At 66.5% G+C, this 18,290-nt stretch carries 20 protein-coding genes; 11 read left to right on the top strand and 9 right to left on the bottom strand.

Features of this window, described 5'->3' with window-relative positions; genetic code table 11:
- Nucleotides 1-52: 52 nt before the first annotated feature.
- Together glmS and glmU are read right to left on the bottom strand one after the other, a co-directional pair.
- Nucleotides 53-1,876 carry a glutamine--fructose-6-phosphate transaminase (isomerizing) gene (glmS, locus tag O6Y00_RS03595; protein ID WP_353441232.1) on the bottom strand — a complete coding sequence of 608 codons (1,824 nt, stop codon included), beginning with the start codon at nucleotides 1,874-1,876 and terminating at the stop codon, nucleotides 53-55.
- 40 nt (nucleotides 1,877-1,916) lie between these two features.
- Nucleotides 1,917-3,311, bottom strand: coding sequence for a bifunctional UDP-N-acetylglucosamine diphosphorylase/glucosamine-1-phosphate N-acetyltransferase GlmU (gene glmU, locus O6Y00_RS03590; protein ID WP_353441231.1), 1,395 nt, complete (start codon nucleotides 3,309-3,311; stop codon nucleotides 1,917-1,919).
- A gap of 62 nt (nucleotides 3,312-3,373) precedes the next feature.
- Between glmU and gph the strand changes: the two genes are divergently transcribed.
- Complete coding sequence (gene gph / locus O6Y00_RS03585; RefSeq protein WP_353441230.1) at nucleotides 3,374-4,042, top strand: phosphoglycolate phosphatase; 669 nt, start codon at nucleotides 3,374-3,376, stop codon at nucleotides 4,040-4,042.
- Complete coding sequence (locus tag O6Y00_RS03580; RefSeq protein WP_353441229.1) at nucleotides 4,039-4,398, top strand: hypothetical protein; 360 nt, start codon at nucleotides 4,039-4,041, stop codon at nucleotides 4,396-4,398. Before gph ends, O6Y00_RS03580 begins: the two co-directional genes overlap by 4 nt.
- Here the strand turns inward: O6Y00_RS03580 and O6Y00_RS03575 are convergent.
- From O6Y00_RS03575 to O6Y00_RS03560, 4 genes are read right to left on the bottom strand one after another with little or no spacing between them, the layout of a single operon-like run.
- On the bottom strand, nucleotides 4,395-5,384 hold the full coding sequence (locus O6Y00_RS03575) for a nucleotidyltransferase domain-containing protein (RefSeq protein ID WP_353441228.1): 990 nt from the start codon (nucleotides 5,382-5,384) through the stop codon (nucleotides 4,395-4,397). The two genes, O6Y00_RS03580 and O6Y00_RS03575, sit on opposite strands and share 4 nt — an antisense overlap.
- Entirely contained in the window at nucleotides 5,369-6,229 is an 861-nt protein-coding gene (locus O6Y00_RS03570) for an HprK-related kinase A (RefSeq protein ID WP_353441227.1), read from the bottom strand. The genes O6Y00_RS03575 and O6Y00_RS03570 overlap by 16 nt, the downstream gene beginning before the upstream one ends.
- Nucleotides 6,226-6,501, bottom strand: a complete 276-nt coding sequence (locus tag O6Y00_RS03565; RefSeq protein WP_353441226.1) for an HPr-rel-A system PqqD family peptide chaperone — start codon at nucleotides 6,499-6,501, stop codon at nucleotides 6,226-6,228. Before O6Y00_RS03565 ends, O6Y00_RS03570 begins: the two co-directional genes overlap by 4 nt.
- A 4-nt stretch (nucleotides 6,502-6,505) precedes the next feature.
- Nucleotides 6,506-6,925 carry a hypothetical protein gene (locus tag O6Y00_RS03560; RefSeq protein ID WP_353441225.1) on the bottom strand — a complete coding sequence of 140 codons (420 nt, stop codon included), beginning with the start codon at nucleotides 6,923-6,925 and terminating at the stop codon, nucleotides 6,506-6,508.
- A gap of 142 nt (nucleotides 6,926-7,067) precedes the next feature.
- Here O6Y00_RS03560 and O6Y00_RS03555 point away from each other — a divergent pair, with 142 nt between their 5' ends.
- From O6Y00_RS03555 to O6Y00_RS03515, 9 genes are all read left to right on the top strand, one after another.
- On the top strand, nucleotides 7,068-8,294 hold the full coding sequence (locus O6Y00_RS03555) for an ATP-binding protein (protein ID WP_353441224.1): 1,227 nt from the start codon (nucleotides 7,068-7,070) through the stop codon (nucleotides 8,292-8,294).
- Nucleotides 8,295-8,340: 46 nt separating this feature from the next.
- Nucleotides 8,341-9,399, top strand: a complete 1,059-nt coding sequence (locus O6Y00_RS03550) for a substrate-binding domain-containing protein (protein ID WP_353441223.1) — start codon at nucleotides 8,341-8,343, stop codon at nucleotides 9,397-9,399.
- Between the two features lie 301 nt (nucleotides 9,400-9,700).
- Nucleotides 9,701-11,077, top strand: coding sequence for a phosphate ABC transporter permease subunit PstC (pstC, locus tag O6Y00_RS03545; protein WP_353441222.1), 1,377 nt, complete (start codon nucleotides 9,701-9,703; stop codon nucleotides 11,075-11,077).
- Nucleotides 11,070-12,368 (top strand): phosphate ABC transporter permease PstA, encoded by a 1,299-nt coding sequence (pstA, locus tag O6Y00_RS03540; protein WP_353441221.1) that lies wholly within the window; start codon nucleotides 11,070-11,072, stop codon nucleotides 12,366-12,368. Before pstC ends, pstA begins: the two co-directional genes overlap by 8 nt.
- A complete protein-coding gene (gene pstB / locus O6Y00_RS03535; RefSeq protein WP_353441220.1) occupies nucleotides 12,368-13,147 on the top strand; it encodes a phosphate ABC transporter ATP-binding protein PstB in 780 nt (259 codons plus the stop codon). Before pstA ends, pstB begins: the two co-directional genes overlap by 1 nt.
- A gap of 14 nt (nucleotides 13,148-13,161) precedes the next feature.
- On the top strand, nucleotides 13,162-13,851 hold the full coding sequence (phoU, locus tag O6Y00_RS03530) for a phosphate signaling complex protein PhoU (protein WP_056057297.1): 690 nt from the start codon (nucleotides 13,162-13,164) through the stop codon (nucleotides 13,849-13,851).
- Complete coding sequence (phoB, locus tag O6Y00_RS03525) at nucleotides 13,851-14,543, top strand: phosphate regulon transcriptional regulator PhoB (RefSeq protein ID WP_055873047.1); 693 nt, start codon at nucleotides 13,851-13,853, stop codon at nucleotides 14,541-14,543. The genes phoU and phoB overlap by 1 nt, the downstream gene beginning before the upstream one ends.
- Before the next feature lie 116 nt (nucleotides 14,544-14,659).
- Complete coding sequence (locus O6Y00_RS03520; protein ID WP_353441219.1) at nucleotides 14,660-14,998, top strand: hypothetical protein; 339 nt, start codon at nucleotides 14,660-14,662, stop codon at nucleotides 14,996-14,998.
- Between the two features lie 95 nt (nucleotides 14,999-15,093).
- Nucleotides 15,094-15,993 (top strand): SDR family NAD(P)-dependent oxidoreductase, encoded by a 900-nt coding sequence (locus tag O6Y00_RS03515; protein WP_353441218.1) that lies wholly within the window; start codon nucleotides 15,094-15,096, stop codon nucleotides 15,991-15,993.
- Between the two features lie 175 nt (nucleotides 15,994-16,168).
- Here the strand turns inward: O6Y00_RS03515 and O6Y00_RS03510 are convergent, their stop codons facing one another.
- From O6Y00_RS03510 to O6Y00_RS03500, 3 genes are all read right to left on the bottom strand, one after another.
- On the bottom strand, nucleotides 16,169-16,621 hold the full coding sequence (locus O6Y00_RS03510) for a PilZ domain-containing protein (protein WP_353441217.1): 453 nt from the start codon (nucleotides 16,619-16,621) through the stop codon (nucleotides 16,169-16,171).
- 118 nt (nucleotides 16,622-16,739) lie between these two features.
- Complete coding sequence (locus O6Y00_RS03505) at nucleotides 16,740-17,165, bottom strand: phasin family protein (protein WP_353441216.1); 426 nt, start codon at nucleotides 17,163-17,165, stop codon at nucleotides 16,740-16,742.
- Between the two features lie 92 nt (nucleotides 17,166-17,257).
- The gene (locus O6Y00_RS03500; RefSeq protein ID WP_353441215.1) at nucleotides 17,258-18,259 is read right to left on the bottom strand and encodes an NAD-dependent epimerase/dehydratase family protein; all 1,002 of its coding nucleotides are present in this window, start codon (nucleotides 18,257-18,259) and stop codon (nucleotides 17,258-17,260) included.
- Nucleotides 18,260-18,290 lie beyond the last annotated feature (31 nt).

Here is an 18,290-nt window from a genome sequence, read left to right as displayed (position 1 = left end):
GGCCCCCGCCTTCGCGGGGGAACTAGAAAGGAAGAGCTCCCTTTCGCGAAAGCTATTCGACCGTAACGCTCTTCGCCAAATTCCGCGGCTGGTCGACGTCCGTGCCCTTCAGCACCGCGACATGATACGCGAGCAACTGCACCGGCACTGCATACACCAGAGGCGCGATCAGCGGGTGGACCTTGGGCATGGTGATCGTCGCCATGCAGCCTTCGCCGGCCGCCTGGATGCCGTCGTAATCCGAGATCAGAACGACCTTGCCGCCGCGCGCCATGACTTCCTGCATGTTGCTGACGGTCTTGTCGAACAGCGGACCCGACGGCGCGATGACGATGACCGGGACATGCTCGTCGATCAGGGCGATCGGCCCGTGCTTCATCTCGCCCGCGGCATAGCCCTCGGCGTGGATGTAGCTGATTTCCTTCAGCTTGAGCGCGCCTTCGAGTGCCAGCGGGTAATCGGTCCCGCGGCCGAGATACAGCACGTCGCGCGCGCCGGCGATGTTGTGCGCCATCGCCTCGATCGCCTCGTCATACGCCAGCGCGCCGTTCAACGCGGCGGGCGCCTCCGACAGATGCCGGACGATCTCGCGCTCCTGCTCCCTCGTCAGCAAACTCTTCGCGCGCGCCAGGTTGGCAGCGAGTGCGGCGAGCACGGCGAGCTGGCAGGTGAACGCCTTGGTCGAGGCGACGCCGATCTCCGGCCCGGCATGCGTCGGCAACAGCAGGTCCGCCTCGCGCGCCATGGAACTGGTCGGCACGTTCACGACGACCGCGATCTTCTGCCCCTCTGCCTTGGCGTGGCGCAGTGCCGCCAGCGTGTCGGCGGTCTCGCCCGACTGCGAAATGAACAGCGCGAGGCCGCCGTCTTCCATCACCGGCGCGCGGTAGCGGAACTCCGAGGCAACATCGAGATCGACGGGGACGCGCGCGAACTGCTCGAACCAGTATTTGGCGACCATGCCGGCATAGAAGCTCGTTCCGCACGCGACGATCGTCACGCGCTTGATCGTGGACAGGTCGAACTCGGGGATCGGCAGCGAGACTTCGCCCTCCATCCGCTTGAGGTACGAGCGGAGCGTCTGCGCGACGACGATCGGCTGCTCGTAGATCTCCTTGAGCATGTAATGCTTGTGGTTGCCCTTCGAGATCACCTCGCCGGTGATCCCGCACAGCGTGATCGCGCGCTCGACGGGATTGTTGTCACGGTCATAGACCTGTGCGCCGTCGCGGGTCAGCACGACCCAGTCGCCCTCGTCGAGATAGGCGATCCGCTGCGTCAGCGGCGCAAGCGCGAGCGCGTCGGAGCCGAGATACATCTCGCCCTCGCCGTGACCGACGACCAAAGGCGAACCGAGCCGCGCACCGATCAGCAGGTCGGGATGCTGACGGAACAGGATCGCGAGCGCGAACGCACCGTGGAGGCGCGGCAGGATCTCGCGGACGGCCGATACCGGGTCCATGCCCGCCTCGACCTTCTCGCTGATCAGGTGCGCGACGACTTCGGTATCGGTTTCGCTGGTGAACGTCCGGCCGCGCGCGATCAGTTCGTCGCGCAGCGGCTTGAAGTTTTCGATGATGCCGTTGTGGACCACCGCGACTTCGCCGGTGGCGTGCGGATGCGCGTTGTTGGTGGTTGGGCCACCATGCGTCGCCCAGCGGGTGTGGGCGATCCCGGTCTTGCCGGGCAGCGGATGCGCGGCGAGTTCGTTGGCGAGGTTGACGAGCTTGCCCGACGCACGACGCCGCTCGATCGCGCCGTCGTTGTCGGTGGCGATGCCCGCCGAATCATAGCCCCGATATTCGAGCCGCTTGAGGCCATCGAGCAACCGGCCCGCGACGTCTTCGCCGCTCAGAATTCCAACGATGCCACACATCAGATCATACTCCGGGAAAACAGGATTTCGCTTGCGAACTTCATCGAGCAGCCTTGCGTGCGATCATCTTCTCGCGAAAGCGCGCTGCCCAGCCTTGCTTCGAAATCTGTGGCGGGCGAACCAGCGCAAGCGCATCGGCCTCCACGTCCTGCGTCACGACCGATCCCGCGGCGACGATGGCGCCTGCGCCGATCGTGACCGGTGCGACCAGCGCGCAGTTCGAGCCGATGAACGCGCCTTCGCCGACGACGGTCCGGTATTTGAAATAGCCGTCGTAATTGCAGGTGATCGTGCCCGCGCCGATGTTCGCGCCCGCGCCGATGTCCGCGTCGCCGATATAGGTGAGGTGGCTGACCTTCGCGCCCTCGCCGATGATCGCCTTCTTCACCTCGACAAAATTGCCGACCTTGGCGTCCGGACGCAGGTCCGCGCCGGGGCGGAGGCGCGCGAACGGGCCGACATTCGCGCCCTTACCCACGGTGGCGCCCTCGATATGGCTGAACGCGTGGATCGTCGCGCCGTCTTCGATACGCGTGCCGGGTCCGAAGACGACGTTGGGTTCGATCACGACGTCACGGCCGAGTTGCGTGTCGTGCGCGAACCAGACGGTGTCAGGGGCGATCAGCGTGGCGCCATCGACCATCGCCTGCGCGCGGCGCGTTGCCTGCCAGGCAGCTTCGACGCCAGCGAGTTCGCCGCGGCTGTTGACGCCGGCGACTTCGTCCGCGCCAGTCTCGATGACGGCGGACGAGCGGCCGGCTGCGGCGGCAAGCTCGACGATATCGGTGAGGTAATATTCGCCTGCCGCGTTGTCGTTGCCGAGCCGGTCGAGCAGCGCGAACAGGTCGGTCGAGCGGACCGCCATCAGCCCGGAATTGCACAGCGTCACAGCGCGTTCCGCCTCCGACGCGTCCTTATACTCGACGATCCGGTCCATCCGGCCCGCGGCGTCGGCGATCACGCGGCCATAAGCGCCGGGATCGGCGGGGCGGAAGCCGAGCACGACGACCGCGGGCGTGTCGTCGCCGTGCAGCCGGTCGATCATCCGCTGCATCGTCGCGGCGGTGACCAGGGGCACGTCGCCGTAGAGGATCAGCACGTCGCCCTCGAACCCTGCCAGTGCCGCGCGGGCCTGCGCGACCGCGTGGCCGGTGCCGAGCTGCTCCGCCTGGAGCGCGGTGGCGATGCCGAGCGGCGCCACCGCGGCCTCGACCTGCTCGCGGCCTGCGCCCGTCACAACGACGGTTTTCGCGGGGTGCAGCGCTGCCGCGCTGGCGACCAGATGCAGCAGCATCGGCCGCCCGGCGATCGGATGGAGCACCTTGTGCAGATCCGACTTCATCCGCGTACCCTTGCCGGCGGCAAGAATAACCACGGCAACAGGATGCACGGGAGCGTGCGCCGAAATCGGTTGGTCGTCGGAATGCGTCGTCATGGAAGGATCGCTGCCACGAAAGCCTTGCCAATTCCATAGCGCCGCTGGCAGGCGTCATCGCAATGACGCATTTTTCATTCGATATCGTCGGCTTCGACCTCGACGGCACCCTGCTCGATACCAGCGGCGACCTGGCGGCGGCGGTCAATCACGCGCTCGCCTCGGTCGATCGCCCGGCGCTCACCGTCGAACAGGTCAAGCCGATGATCGGCGGCGGTGCGCGGCACATGCTCAAGCAGGGCCTGACCGCGACCGGCGGCTATGACGAGGCGATGCTCGACACGCTGCACACCGAACTCCTCGCATATTACGAGGCCAACATCTGCGTGCTGACCGTCCCCTATCCCGGGGTGATCGAGGCGCTCGACGCGCTGGCGGCGAAGGGCGTGACGCTCGGGATCGTCACCAACAAGATCGAGCGGTTCGCGCGGACGGTGCTCGACCAGCTCGGCTTGACCGATCGATTCGCATGCGTCCTCGGCGGTGACACGATGGCCGAGTCGAAGCCGTCGCCGATGCCGATCCACGAGATGGTCAGGATCTGCGGCGGGGGCAAAGCCGCCTTCGTCGGCGACTCGATCTTCGATATCCAGGCAGCGCAGGCGGCGGGCCTGCCGACGATCGCGTGCAGCTTCGGTTTCCTGATGCAGCCGGTCGCAGAACTCGGCGCCGACGCGGTGATCGACGGTTTTGCCGAGTTGCTGCCAACGCTGGAAAGCCTCGGCGCATGAACCGCGCCCAGTTCCTGCGTCTGGCGCTGATACTTGCCGTCGTGTTCGCCGTGACGATGGCGCTGCTGCCGAACCCGCCGAAGATGCCGATCGACCGGTTCGGCGACAAGTTCGGGCACATGCTTGCCTTTGCGACGATCGCGCTGCTGGCGGCGCTGTCCTATCCGCAGGCCAGGCTGTTCCGGATCGGCGAGCGCCTGTCGTTTCTCGGCGCGATGATCGAGGTGCTGCAGTCTATCCCGTCGCTGCACCGCGATTGCGACATCCACGACTGGATCGCGGACACGCTGGCGATCACGGTCGTGCTGCTGATCGTCTGGTCGGTGCGTCGCCGGCGGGGCGCTCGGCTGCCCTAGGCCTTGCGCCACTTTGTCCAGAGGTGGCGCGCGAGCATCGCCGGCGGCATGCGCAGCCAGTGCGAGCGGATGTAGAAGGCGAGCCGGGTTAGCGGGCGGGTCGACCTGCCCCAGCCGTCTCGCGCGGTGATGCGGCGGAGGTAATGGCGATCGACGCCGCGTGCCTGTCCGTCGCCGAACAGCGCATCGACCAGTCGGAGCGATCGAGCCACCTCGCGGGACAAATCGTGTCGACGCGCATCCTCGACCAGCCCGTTGGTGCCGAACTCGTCGACCAGACAGCGGATATCCCACAGGTTGCGTAAGCCCCCCGCCAGATCGCCGTCCGCGAACAGATGCGCAGCCGCATGGATGATCATTCCGTTCGGCGACAGCGTCCGCTGTCCGTTCCCAAGCGCCACACTGCCCGCGATCAGCGCCGCCGCATCGGGCGTGATCCGCGCGGTGAGTGGCAGGATCGTGTGGTGGACGTCGATCATCCGGTCGCGCTCGCGGTGGATCAGCGGCGGCAGTTCGTGCATCCAGCAGCGGTAATACACGTCGTCATATGGATCGGGCTTCACCCATTCCCACCCCGCCGCGAGCAGCGCCGCCTCGACCGCATCGAGCGATGCGCGCGGTACGAGAATGTCGAGGTCGCCGATCGACCGCCCCTGCCCCGCCGACAATCCGGCCGCGACGAATGCGGTACCCTTCAGCAGCACGACCGGGCAGTCGACCAAGTCTAGCGCGCGCCGCGCCATCTCCGCTTCCCAGAGCGCGGCACGACGACCCTGCTCGGCAGAAGCGCGCGCGTCGGCGAGGACGGCCGTCACCGCGTTCGGCATCGTCAGGCCGTCGAGCCGCAGCGCCAGCGTCCCGATCAACTGTTCGGCGCGCGCCATCGTCAGCAATGCGGTCCACGCATCCGCATCGAAGCCGACGACGCTGGCCGGGTCGGCGAGCGCCCGAGCGAGCAGGCGGGCGTCGGTCACAACGCGGCCCATAACGCCTCGACCTGTTCGAGCGCACTCGCGCCGTCGGGATAGTCGATTGCTATTGCGGGAACGTCCGCGATCAACCCGGTCAGCGCGCGAAACCCCGGTTCGCCGAGCGCGACGTAATTGGTCGACGCCTGCGTCATTCGCACGAACGTCTCGGCGGGCGGCACGGACCGCGTCTCGGCCTCGAACCCGTACCGCGGGAACAGCAGCAGCGCCGGCCGCGCAGGCACGTCCATCGCCGCGATCGCACGCGCGTCGGGGACCATGTGGCGGATGTCGCCCTTCGGCGTCGCCGGCATCAGCGGCCCCAGCCGTGCGTCCGGCCACGCCGCCCCGGCCTCGGCAATCGCCTCGTTTTTCAGGCTGATCAACCGCGGGAACGCATGAACCAGCCCGGTCGCCGGATCGAGCAGCGCGAACTCGTCGCCCATGAACCGCCAGCCCTTCGCCGCGAGCAGCGTCGCCAGCGTCGACTTCCCCGCGCCCGATTCACCGGTCATCAGCAGCGCGCAGCCGTCCCGCTCGACCGCCGACGCGTGCAGCAACAGATACCGCCGCGCGCCGAGTGCCATCTGCAAATTCATCGCCATCTCGGCGGCGAGCAGCCCCTGGCGCAACGGCAACGGTGCGGCTTCGGGCAGCATGTAATCGCCGCCGATCTCGACCGACGGGCGAAGGAACCGACGCCAGGGCCGCCGCGCGAACAGCCGCACGGTGAAATCCGGCACGCCGTCATGCGGCTTGGGATAGTCGCGGTAGAGCGTTTCGAGATGCGCGATCGGCGACCGCCAGTCGGACCCGATGCGGAACCCGACCGGGCCGATGCGGACGGAGAAGGAGTGCCTCACAGGCGCTCGACGAGCCCGGACTCGATCAGTTCCTCGAGCCGCGCCGCCAGCGCATCGCGCGTGCCGTCGGTCAGGTCATAGTCCTGCCCGAGCCGGTCGAGCAACGCGTCGAGCGCCAGGCCATCCTCGCCCAAGGCTGCGAGAATCTGCGGGGCAGGCTCGGTCAGCAGGTGCGTGATGCCGGACGCGCGATGGTAGACGGCGGTGAACGCGTCGAGCGGGGCGACCAGCAGCCCCCCAGCGGGCGGACCGCGATAGACGCGCTCATCCACGGCCTCAGCCGCGCGGCATCTGCAACGATGCGAAGCACGTGAAGCCGCCCTGGCCGCGCTGCAAGCGGCGGATGTACTTGATATAGGCGCGGCTGCGATCGGAGTCGGTGCCGGGCAAATTGTTGCCGCTCGCCATCGACCGGTGGACGTCTTCGCCCCTGAAGGGCCGGGTCGCGGGCGGGAAGGCGCCACGCGTACCCGACGGGACGACCTTGCCGTCCGCATCGATATAGCCACCCGCACGGCTCGGATCGGGAACCGGGATCTGGCAGTTCAGCACCGAGCCGGCGGTCTGCGCGAGCGCCGGGCGGATCGACATCACCGCCCCCGCCGTGACCGCGCCGAGCGCCAGCACGCGGCGCCGCGACGGCATGGCGGTTTCGGGCTCTGCTGCCGGATCGGTATCGGGTCGCGTGTCGCTCATGATTTTCCTGCTAGGCCCCAAGCCCTTTCACAATCCTGAAGCGCTGACAATATAGCCGCGGCGTTCGTATCGCGGTAGGCGTGCCGAAGTAGGACGTCGCGGCGCTGCGCCTGCACGATTTGTGCACGTCTTGGAGATCATGATGCTTTCCGGATTTGGCCTGCGCACGTTCTGGGCGATCGTCGTCGTCATCGTCGGGGCGATCGCGGTGTTCGCGATCACGCGCGACGTGCAGGGCGCGATCGTGGCGTTGGTCGGCGGGATCGCCGCCGCGCTGGTCGCCGCAGGAACGGGTGACGAGGCGCCTGCGCCCGATGACGCGACGAGCGTCTCGCCATCGGTGCTCGACGACGTGCTCGACGCGATCGTTGCGCCGGTGATGCTGGTCGAGGACGGCCGCGTCGTGGTCGCCAATCGTGCCGCGCGGACGTTGCTTGGCGCGCATATCCTCGGTGAGGATGCGCGCGTTGCGATCCGCCATCCTGCCGCCGCCGAACGGCTGGGAACGCCGGGACCGATCGACGGCGAGCGGCCGATCGAGTTGGTCGGGCTCGGTACGCGGGACCAGCGCTGGGAAATGCTGCTTAGCGAGACGTCGGAGGGCCAGCGGATCGTCCATTTGGTCGATCAGACCGGCAATTACGCCGCTGAGCGGATGCGGATCGATTTCGTGGCCAATGCCAGCCACGAATTGCGCACGCCGCTGGCGTCGATCCTCGGCTTCATCGAGACGCTGCGCGACGAGGCCGGCGAGGATGCGGAAGTCCGTGCGCGGTTCCTGAAGGTGATGGACGACGAGGCGCGGCGGATGCAGCGGCTGGTCGAGGACCTGATCTCGCTGTCGCGTATCGAGGCGGAGAAGTTTCGCCTGCCCGACCAGGCGGTCGATCTTGCGCAATTGGTCGAGGATACGCGTGAGGAACTGGCCGATGCCGCGGGTGACCGGGGGCAGGATCTGGTCGCGACGATCGACCCGGGGATCGCCGCAGTGTCGGGGGACCGGGTGCAGCTGTCGCAGATGCTCCACAACCTCATAGGCAATGCGATGAAATACGGGCGTGCAGGGACGCCGGTGACGATCGACCTGAAGCGCGACGATGCCGGGATGATCCGCCTGTCGATCCGCGACGAGGGCGACGGGATCGCGGCAGTGCACATCCCGCGGCTGACCGAGCGCTTCTATCGCGCCGATGCGGGGCGCAGCCGGTCGCTGGGCGGAACGGGCCTCGGGCTCGCGATCGTCAAGCATATCGTCGAGCGGCACCGCGGTCGGCTCGATATCGCGAGTCAGGTCGGCGTCGGGACGGTCGTTTCGATCATCCTGCCCCCGAGCGGCGGGGCTGCCAAAGGCGCTGTCATAAAAGGGTAACCCAACTGTCACACAGGATCGTCTTAAGTACCGCTAAGGCCGGTGCATGACGGGAATTCTGGTGCAGCGGTTCGTTCTACTTGGGGTGTTGGGTGCTCTGGCCGCGTGCGTCGATCAGGCGAACGGCGGCGGGGCGGGCTCGCGTGACCAGATCACCGCGGTCGGCTCTTCCACCGTCTATCCGTTCACAACGATGATCGCCGAGCAGCTTGTCGCCAACGATCCCGATGCGAAGGCGCCGGTGATCGAATCGACTGGGACCGGCGCGGGGATGAAGCTGTTCTGTGCGGGCATCGGCGCGGCGCATCCCGATATCGAGGACGCGTCGCGGCGGATGAAGGCGAGCGAGTACGCGACCTGCGCGAAGAACGGCGTGCGCGACGTGATCGAGATACAGGTCGGGATCGACGGGATCGCCTTTGCCGAGGCGAAGAACGGCCCGAAGATGCAGCTGACACCGACCGATCTCTACAAGGCGCTGGCCGCCAATCCGGGCGGCAAGGTGAATACCGCTCGGGTATGGCGCGACGTCAATCCGGCGCTGCCCGCGGTGCCGATCCAGGTTTATGGACCGCCAGCGACCAGCGGCACGCGCGATGCGCTGGCCGAGCTGATCCTGACCAAGGGGTGCGAGGCGAGCGATCCGACGGCCAAGGCGCTCGGGAAGTCGGATGCCGAGGCGCACAAGGCGCTGTGCACGCGGGTGCGCGAGGACGGCGTGTATGTCGATGCGGGCGAGAACGACAATCTGATCGTCCAGAAACTCCAGTCGAACCCGAATGCGATCGGCGTGTTCGGGTACAGCTATCTCGAAGAGAACAAGGACGACGTGAACGGGGTGTCGATCTCGGGCGTCGCGCCGACCTATGCGACGATCGCGGACAACGCGTATCCGGGGTCTCGGCCGCTCTATATCTATGTGAAGAAGGCGCATCTGACCGCAATCCCGGGGTTGCGGAACTTGTTGAAGCTGTATGCGGCGAACTGGGGGGCGACGGGGCCGTTGGTGAAGCGGGGGTTGATTGCTTCGCCGGCTGGGGTTCAGGCGCGGTCGGCGGCGATTATCGCGAACGAGACTGTGCTGGATCCGGCGGTGTTGTCGTGATGTTTGGCCCACGTAATCGCATGCCCCTCCTCGTTCCCCCGCGAACGCGGGGGCCCAGGAACCACACGCGCTATCTTAGCTTAGCTGGCCCCCCGCGTCCGCGGGGGAACCGGAATTTGGAGTCGATAACATCACATAACAGAGCCCCCACCCCGGCGAAGGCCGGGGCCCAGTTGGGCAGCGTTGTTTTGTTGGAAGCTGCGCTGCGTTACCTCGACCTTTCCAACTGGGCCCCGGCCTCCGCCGGGGTGGTGGCTAGTGGGCATCCGCGCGCGGCCAGACGCCACGGGCGAGAACTGTAATGTCCCCCATCGCTCTCCTCTTCCTAGTCCTCGGCCTGGGCCTCATCGGCTGGCTGACCGCGCGCGTCCGCGCCACCCGCTTCCGCGCCGGCAGCACCGTACGGTTCAGCTCGCTCCCCTCGCATCACGGCTGGTACGTCGCGTTGTGGACCGCGATCCCGCCGCTCGTGTTTCTCGTGGTGTGGTCGATGACCGCGCCGGCGCTCGTCACCGATGCGGTGCTTGCGACCCCGGCAGCGATCCAGCTCCCCCCGCCCGGCTTCGACCGCGCCTCGATCCTCTCCGAAGCACGCAGCCTTGCAGACGGTCGCAGCTTCGGTGCATTCCACGGGCTCGCCCGCACGCTCGCTCCGTCCTACGCCGCGGCGCAATCCCGCTACGACTGGATCGCCACCGCCGCCGCGTTGCTGCTCGCCTTCGCCGGCGGCGCGTTAGCCTTCACGCGCGTCAAACCCGGGTTCGGTGCACGGACTCAGGTCGAGCGGGTCGTGATGCTGATGCTGCTCGGTGCGTCGTTGATCGCGATCCTGACCACGGTCGGGATCGTCGCCTCGCTGCTGTACGAATCCGCGCGGTTCTTCTCGGTCGTGCCGATCACGGACTTCCTGTTCGGCACGCACTGGAGCCCGCAGGTCATCGACGCGCGCGATCCGGGCGCGTCGCTCGGTGCGGTGCCGTTGTTCTGGGGGACGTTCTTCATCGGCGCGGTGATCGCGATGATCGTCGCCATTCCGTTTGGCTTGATGAGCGCGATCTACCTCACGCAATATGCCGCGCCCAACACGCGCAAATGGATGAAGCCGATCCTCGAGGTGCTCGCGGGCGTGCCGACCGTCGTCTACGGCTATTTCGCCGCGCTGACCGTCGCCCCCGCGGTGCGTGACCTTGCCGTGTCGGTCGGGATCAGTTGGGCATCGTCGGAGAGCGCGCTCGCTGCAGGCCTCGTGATGGGCATCATGATCATCCCGTTCGTGTCGTCGATGGCGGATGACTCGATCGCCGCCGTCCCCTCGTCGATGCGCGACGGCAGCCTCGCAATGGGCGCGACCTCATCCGAGACGATCCGCCGCGTGCTGCTTCCCGCCGCCCTCCCCGGCGTCGTAGGCGGCGTGCTGCTAGCTGTTAGCCGCGCGATCGGCGAGACGATGATCGTCGTCATGGCCGCCTCCGGCGTTGCGACGCTGACGCTCAACCCGTTCGCGAGCACCACCACGGTCACCAAGCAGATCGTCGACCTGCTGACCGGTGAGGCGGAGTTCGACAGCCCCAAGACGCTCGCCGCGTTCGCGCTCGGGCTGACGCTGTTCGTGGTCACGCTCCTTCTCAACATCGTCGCGCTGCGCGTCGTCAAACGGTACCGCGAAGCCTATGAGTGACACGCTCGTGCCCCAGATTCCTGTGACGAATGCGGAGCCAGTGCGCCGCGTGCCGACCGACTGGACGACTCAGGCGATGCAATCGCGCATCCGGCGTCGCTATGCATCCGAGCGACGCTTCCGCTTTGCCGGGCTCGCCGCGGTATGGCTGTCCGCGGCGTTCCTCGCCTATCTGCTGATCACGATGGTGATGCAGGGCGCGAGCGGGTTCGTCGAGACGCGCGTGTCGCTCCCGGTCGATCTCGCCGCCGCCAAGCTGCCGATCGAGCCCGCCCGCCTCGTCGGCCGCGGCGCAGATCTCGCACTCGCGGGCGCAGGGCTGGAAGGCACGGTAGACCTCGCCGCCACGAAGGCGTTCGGCAAGGACGGCACCGACCTTCTCTCCGACGGCGCCTGGGCGGTGGTCCGCGATGCGATCAAGGCCGACCCGTCGCTGCTTCAGCGCAGGACCGTGTTCGAGGTCCCCGTCTCCAGCCCGATCGACGTCGCCGCCAAGGGCAATGGCACGCGCGACGCCGAAGCGATCGTCGCGCGGCTGAAGGCGAGCGGCGCGCTGACCCGCGGGTTCAACGCAGGCTTCCTCACCTCGGCGGACTCGACCGATGCCACCCGCGTCGGCATTTGGGGGGCGTTCAAGGGGTCGTTGCTGACGATGATCGTCACGCTTTTGCTGGCCTTCCCGATCGGCGTGCTGTCGGCGCTGTATCTCGAGGAATATGCGCCGAAGAACCGCTGGACCGACCTGATCGAGGTGTCGATCAACAACCTCGCGGCGGTGCCGTCGATCATCTTCGGGCTGCTCGGACTCGCCGTATTCCTCGGCACGTTCGGGATGCCGCGCTCCGCGCCGATCGTGGGCGGGCTCACGCTCGCGCTGATGACGATGCCGGTCATCGTCATCGCCGGGCGCAACGCGATCAAGGCGGTGCCGCCGTCAATCCGGGATGCCGCGCTCGGGATCGGCGCGTCGCCGGTGCAGGTCGTCTTCCACCACGTCCTGCCGCTTGCGCTGCCCGGTATCCTCACCGGCACGATCATCGGCATGGCGCGTGCGCTCGGCGAGACCGCGCCGCTGCTGATGATCGGCATGCGCGCGTTCATCGCCGCGCCGCCCTCCGGCCTCGCCGATCCCGCGACCGTGCTGCCCGTCCAGATCTTCCTCTGGTCCGATCAGGTCAGCCGCGGCTTCGTCGAGAAGACGTCGGCCGCGATCATCGTCCTGCTCGTGTTCCTGCTCGCGATGAACGGCGTCGCGATCTACCTCCGCAACCGATTCGAGACCCGCTGGTGATGCCAAAACCTTTTAAGCCTTCCATCCTCAAGATGACGGCGCGTAACGTCTCCGTCGCCTATGGCAGCAAGATCGCGATCAACGACGTCTCGATCGACGTCGATCAGGACGAGGTGGTCGCGTTCATCGGCCCGTCGGGCTGCGGCAAGTCGACCTTCCTGCGCACCTTGAATCGGATGAACGACACCGTCGCCAGCGCGCGCGTCACCGGCGAGATCAAGCTCGACGGACAGGATATCTACTCCCCCGACATGGACGTGGTCCAGCTGAGGGCGCGCGTGGGCATGGTGTTCCAGAAGCCCAACCCGTTCCCGAAATCGATCTACGAGAACGTCGCCTATGGCCCCCGCATCCACGGGCTGGCCGGTGCGAAAGCGGACCTCGACCGGATCGTCGAGAAGTCGCTGCGCCGTGCCGGGCTGTGGGACGAGGTCAAGGATCGACTGAGCGACAGCGGCACCGCCTTGTCGGGCGGCCAGCAGCAGCGCCTGTGCATCGCGCGTGCGATCGCGGTCGACCCGGAGGTCATCCTGATGGACGAGCCGTGCTCAGCACTCGATCCGATCGCGACCGCCAAGATCGAAGAGCTGATCCACGAACTGCGCGGACGCTACGCCATGGTGATCGTCACGCACAACATGCAGCAGGCGGCGCGCGTCAGCCAGAAGACCGCGTTCTTCCACCTCGGCACGCTGGTCGAATACGGCAACACCTCGGACATCTTCACCAATCCCCGCGAAGAGCGGACCAAGGATTACATCACCGGCCGTTACGGCTGAGTCGGGAAACGACCATGAACACGCATACGGTCAAGGCCTTCGACAACGACATCGGCGAGCTCCGCGGGTTGATCTCGCAGATGGGCGGGCTCGCCGAGGACGCGATCGACAAGGCGATGCAGGCGCTGCAACGCAACGACCTCGCGCTCGCCGAGCAGGTGCGCGTCGCCGACAAGCAGATCGACGTCATCGAGGCGGAGGTCGAGCGGCTCGCGGTGCGGATCATCGCCCTGCGCGCGCCGATGGCGGTCGATCTCCGCGAAGTCGTCGCCGCGCTGAAGATTGCCGGCGTCGTCGAACGGATCGGCGATTACGCCAAGAACATCGCCAAGCGCGTGCCGATGATCGAGAGCGAGCACCGGATCGAGCCGATCTCGATCCTGCCCGCGATGGGCCGGATGGCGAGCGAAATGGTCCACGACGTGCTCGACGCGTTTGCCGCGCGCGACCCCGAGGAAGCCGTCCGCGTCGTCGAATGCGACAATGCACTCGACGATTTCTACGACAGCATCTTCCGCACGCTCGTCACCTACATGGTCGAGAACCCCAGGACGATCGGTCAGGTCGCGCATCTGCTGTTCGTCGCGAAGAACCTCGAGCGGATCGGCGACCACGCCACCAACGTCGCCGAGATGGTCTATTTCGCCGCGACCGGCACGCAGATGGTCGATCGCGAACGCGGCATAAAGAAGGAGCAGGCATAATGGCACGCGCAAAGATGCTGCTGGTCGAGGACGACGCCGCCCTCGCCGAATTGCTGGTCTGGCATTTCAAGCGCGAGGATTTCGAGATCGCGCATACCCCCGATGGCGAGGAAGCCTTGCTGCTCGCCAAGGAGAAGGTGCCCGACATCGTCTTGCTCGACTGGATGGTCGAGGGGCTGTCGGGGATCGAGGTGTGTCGCCGCCTGCGCCGCGCACCCGAGACGCAGAACGTGCCGATCATCATGCTCACCGCGCGTGGTGAGGAGGAGGATCGCGTGCGCGGGCTCGAAACCGGGGCCGACGATTACGTGACCAAGCCATTCTCGCCGCGCGAACTCGTCGCCCGCGTCGGGGCGGTGTTGCGCCGCGTCCGCCCTGCCCTCGCCGGCGAAGCGCTGAGCTATGCCGACATCGAGATGGACACGGTCGGCCACAAGGTCCGTCGCTCCGGCGAAGTCGTGTCGCTCGGACCGACCGAGTTCCGGCTGCTGAAGCATTTCCTCGAGCATCCGGGCTGGGTGTTTTCGCGCGAACGTCTGCTCGATGCGGTGTGGGGTCATGACTCGGATATCGAGAGCCGCACTGTCGACGTGCACATCCGGCGGCTGCGCAAGGCGATCAACGTCGGCGAGCGTCCGGACATCATCCGCACTGTCCGGTCGGCCGGCTATTCGCTCGATACGGGCGGATAAGGACTCTGTCCCGCGATGGGGCGAATGGAATCGGATGCGAAACGAAGGACCCAAGCGCGACTTAGTGCGTTCAGACGTCGCGCTACCAAAATGGTGCACCCATTTAGGAGATCCATATGAAGTCCATCCTTCTCGCCGCCGCCGCTCTTCTCGCGTCGCCCGTGATCGCCCAGACGACGCCACCGGCAGACCCCGCCGCGCAGACCGCTCCGGCCGATCCCGCGATGCAGACGGCACCGGCCGATCAGGCTGCCCCCGCTGCACCAGCAGATCAGGCGATGGCCGCTCCTGCTGATCCGGCTGCAGCACCCGCTGCACCGATGGCGGCCCCTGCCCCGGCTGGCGGCGTGACGTTCGGCCAGCCAACCGTGACGCCACCGACGCCAGCACCGGCGACGTATCCGGTGTGCTCGAAGACGGTCAAGGACGGCTGCCGCAACCGCGGCGGCAAGTAAGCTACAGCGCGAGCGGCAGACAATCCTGCCGCTTGCGTAGCTAGGTTTACGTTCTAGGAAAGGCGCTCCAACCATAAGAGAGGAGCGCCTTTTCCATGTCTATTCGCTTTGATGACAGAGTAGCCATCGTCACCGGCGCAGGCGGCGGCCTTGGCCGCGAATACGCGCTCGAACTCGCCCGCCGCGGCGCGAAGGTCGTGGTCAACGATCTGGGGGCGTCGCGCGACGGCACCGGCCATTCCGACGCCGCGCTGAAAGTCGTCGAGGAAATCGAAGCGGCCGGCGGTGAGGCAATGTCGAACGGCGGCAGTGTCACCGACTACGACCAGATGGTCGAGATGGTCGCCCGCGCCTCGGAAAAATGGGGCGGCGTCCACATCCTCATCAACAACGCCGGCGTGTTGCGCGACAAGAGCTTCGCCAAGATGGAGCCCGCCGACTTCAAGTTCGTCGTCGACGTCCACCTGAACGGCTCGGCCAACACCACAAAGGCTGTGTGGGACACGATGCGTGCCCAGAATTACGGCCGCATACTGCTGACCGCGTCGTCGACCGGGCTCTACGGCAATTTCGGTCAGGCGAACTACGGCGCCGCCAAGCTTGGCCTCGCCGGCCTGACCAAGACGCTCGCGATCGAGGGCGCGAAGACCAACATCAAGGTCAACACGATCGCCCCGACCGCGGGCACGCGGATGACGCAGGACATTTTCCCCAAGGAAGCGTTCAAGGCCTTCTCGCCGGACAAGGTCGCCCCCGCCGCAGTGTTCCTCGTGTCGGAAGATGCACCTACCAACATGATCGTCGGCGCGGGCGCGGGCGTGTTCCAGGCGGCGTACGTCACGCTGACGCAGGGCAAACTGCTGACCGGTGACGATCTGTCGGCCGAGGGGGTCGCCGCACACTGGGACCAGATTGTCGACCGCGCGGGCGAGATCGTCCCACAGTCTGGCTCGGAACAGTCGCTGAGCATCCTGAGCAAGCTGCAGGGTCGGTAGTTCGGATCCCCGTCAAAGGGGGCAGCGAAGGTTACGGAAGGCGGAGGACACGAAATGCCGGACGTGCCTTGTGCCGCCCTCTCCGTCGGGCTGCCCCCCACCCCCCTCTGTTGGGAAACAATCGAACAGATTTAGCGTCGATTAGGGTCTCGCGCACGAGTCCATGACAGACGCGCTATTTCGCGTAAGGGTCGTTCAGCGCCGCAAGCCATCCTGCCGAGGGCGCCACGCTCACATAGCCGGCCGGGCGACGAGCCCTGGCTTCGGCGAGGTCGATCGGCGTGTGGAACCGGAGCCCGGCGAGACCGGTCCGAACCCATATGACATCGGCGGGCACCTGTTCGACCCGGCCAATCGTAACGACGACGACGCTGCCGACCGCGAGATTTCCCGGTCGCGCGATGCAGAGGCCGGTCTCTGAAATATTGGTGACCCGGTAAGTGCTGCTGCCCGGTGTTCCGGCGCGGAATAATTCCGCACTTAGCATGACGCTGGTGCGCGTCGCACGCGAAAGAGCAACTGGGCTATCCATGGCCGTCGCGTGATAGAAGTTCGAAGGAATCCGCGCCACGCTGCCGATCAACCTTCGCAACTTAATTTGATCGGCATGCCAAGGCTCGGACCGCATGGCTCCGTCATCGGATTGGAGCGGCGGCGTTCTTGCTCGTCCGTACGCCGCTCCACCCATTTGCCTAAGGCCGCCGCGCACGCCTTTGCGCGCGACCTAACAGCTATCGCTTACCCTGTCACCGCGGGCCGGGGCCGCGCAACGGCGCGACCGCATCCCTGCCGAACTGCATGATCATCTCACCGATTTCCTTGGCCTGGCTCATGCTGCGCTGGCTCTGTTCCCGCAGGAAATCGCCCTGGATCTTCATCACCTGAGTCAGGTCCTTCGCGCTGGCCGCCTCGCGCATCGCGTTGAAGGCTTCGCGCGCGTTCTGCTCGGCTTGGTCGATGATCGTCTTGCCGATCGTCGCGCCGCCCTCGGCGATCTTCTCGCCCGACTGCTTCATCGCCTCGCCGGTCCGCTTGGCGGGTTCGGCAACGTGCTCGGAAAAGGCGCTGCGAGCCTGCTCGGCGCCGTCTCGCATCTGCTCGGTGGCGGTTGCCGCTGCGGATTTCATTTGGTCGGCGGCATTGTCGGCCGCGGTCTTGACGTCGTCTGCCATGTTCGTACTCCTTGGCTTCCCAAATGGGATCGCGGTTTCAACCGGTACGATAGCTATTGGTTGCACGCCCGCAGACGCTCTTGCACGAACACCTACCGATGATACTCGTGGTACCACCGGACAAATGCGGCAACCCCCGTCTGGACGGTCGTATCGGGCGCATACCCGGTCAGTGCGCGCAGCAGCGAGGCATCGGCAAAGGTCCGCTGCACGTCCCCCGGCTGCATGCCCATCAGGTTGATCTGCGCCTTTTGCCCCAGCGCGTCCTCGAGCGTGCCGACATAGTCCATCAGCGGGGTCGGCGAGCCGCCTGCGATGTTCACCACGCGGAACGGCGCGACCTTCGACAGCGTGTCGACGCCCTCGACCCGGTTGGCTTCGTTCGGGACGATGTCGGCCAGCCGGACGATCGCCTCGACCAGATCCTCGACGAAGGTGAAGTCGCGCGCCATCTGGCCCTGCCCGTACACGTCGATCGGCCGGTCGTGGAGGATCGCATCGGTGAACTTGAACAGCGCCATGTCGGGCCGCCCCCACGGGCCATAGACCGTGAAGAAGCGGAACATCGTCATCGGCAGGCCGAACAGGTGCGACTGGCTGAACGCCATCGCTTCCATCGCCTTCTTGGTCGCGGCGTAGAGACTGAGCGGTTCGTCGGCGCGGTCGAGTTCGCGAAACGGCATGGTCTCGTTCGCGCCATAGACCGACGAGGTTGAAGCCATCATCAGATGCTTGCACCCGACCGCCTTGGCGATGTCGAGCACGTTCCACGAGCCGACGAGGTTGCTGTCGATATAGGCCCGCGGCGCCTCGATCGAATAGCGCACGCCCGCCTGCGCGGCGAGATGGACGATGACGTCCGGCTTGGCGAGATCGGCTGCGGCGGCCAGCGCATCGCGGTCCTCGAGCATGCCGACGACGAGCTGGAAGCGCGGATGCTGCCGCAACAGATCGACCCGCGCCTCCTTCAGGCGGACGTCGTAGTAGGTCGTCATCCCATCGAACCCGACGACTTCATGCCCGTCCTGCAACAGCCGCGACGCGAGATGAAAGCCGATAAAGCCCGCAGCGCCGGTGATCAGGTATCGGGTCATCATATGCCTCCCTTAAACGCGCGAAAGTGTC

Origin of the sequence: Sphingomonas faeni (assembly GCF_040407565.1) — a bacterium.
GTDB lineage: Bacteria > Pseudomonadota > Alphaproteobacteria > Sphingomonadales > Sphingomonadaceae > Sphingomonas > Sphingomonas faeni_F.
The sequence above is the reverse complement of the archived record's forward strand: the minus strand, read 5'-3'. Positions and strand labels throughout refer to the sequence as shown.

Coding starts and splice junctions, on each gene's coding strand:
- O6Y00_RS03510 (WP_353441217.1), bottom strand. CDS start 16,621: ATGCGGTCCGAGCCTTGGCATGCCGATCAAATTAAGTTGCGAAGGTTG.
- O6Y00_RS03515 (WP_353441218.1), top strand. CDS start 15,094: ATGTCTATTCGCTTTGATGACAGAGTAGCCATCGTCACCGGCGCAGGC.
- phoU (WP_056057297.1), top strand. CDS start 13,162: ATGAACACGCATACGGTCAAGGCCTTCGACAACGACATCGGCGAGCTC.
- O6Y00_RS03555 (WP_353441224.1), top strand. CDS start 7,068: ATGCTTTCCGGATTTGGCCTGCGCACGTTCTGGGCGATCGTCGTCGTC.
- O6Y00_RS03580 (WP_353441229.1), top strand. CDS start 4,039: ATGAACCGCGCCCAGTTCCTGCGTCTGGCGCTGATACTTGCCGTCGTG.
- glmU (WP_353441231.1), bottom strand. CDS start 3,311: ATGACGACGCATTCCGACGACCAACCGATTTCGGCGCACGCTCCCGTG.
- O6Y00_RS03550 (WP_353441223.1), top strand. CDS start 8,341: ATGACGGGAATTCTGGTGCAGCGGTTCGTTCTACTTGGGGTGTTGGGT.
- pstA (WP_353441221.1), top strand. CDS start 11,070: ATGAGTGACACGCTCGTGCCCCAGATTCCTGTGACGAATGCGGAGCCA.
- O6Y00_RS03505 (WP_353441216.1), bottom strand. CDS start 17,165: ATGGCAGACGACGTCAAGACCGCGGCCGACAATGCCGCCGACCAAATG.
- O6Y00_RS03500 (WP_353441215.1), bottom strand. CDS start 18,259: ATGACCCGATACCTGATCACCGGCGCTGCGGGCTTTATCGGCTTTCAT.
- phoB (WP_055873047.1), top strand. CDS start 13,851: ATGGCACGCGCAAAGATGCTGCTGGTCGAGGACGACGCCGCCCTCGCC.
- O6Y00_RS03520 (WP_353441219.1), top strand. CDS start 14,660: ATGAAGTCCATCCTTCTCGCCGCCGCCGCTCTTCTCGCGTCGCCCGTG.
- pstB (WP_353441220.1), top strand. CDS start 12,368: ATGCCAAAACCTTTTAAGCCTTCCATCCTCAAGATGACGGCGCGTAAC.
- glmS (WP_353441232.1), bottom strand. CDS start 1,876: ATGTGTGGCATCGTTGGAATTCTGAGCGGCGAAGACGTCGCGGGCCGG.
- O6Y00_RS03560 (WP_353441225.1), bottom strand. CDS start 6,925: ATGAGCGACACGCGACCCGATACCGATCCGGCAGCAGAGCCCGAAACC.
- gph (WP_353441230.1), top strand. CDS start 3,374: ATGACGCATTTTTCATTCGATATCGTCGGCTTCGACCTCGACGGCACC.
- pstC (WP_353441222.1), top strand. CDS start 9,701: ATGTCCCCCATCGCTCTCCTCTTCCTAGTCCTCGGCCTGGGCCTCATC.
- O6Y00_RS03575 (WP_353441228.1), bottom strand. CDS start 5,384: ATGGGCCGCGTTGTGACCGACGCCCGCCTGCTCGCTCGGGCGCTCGCC.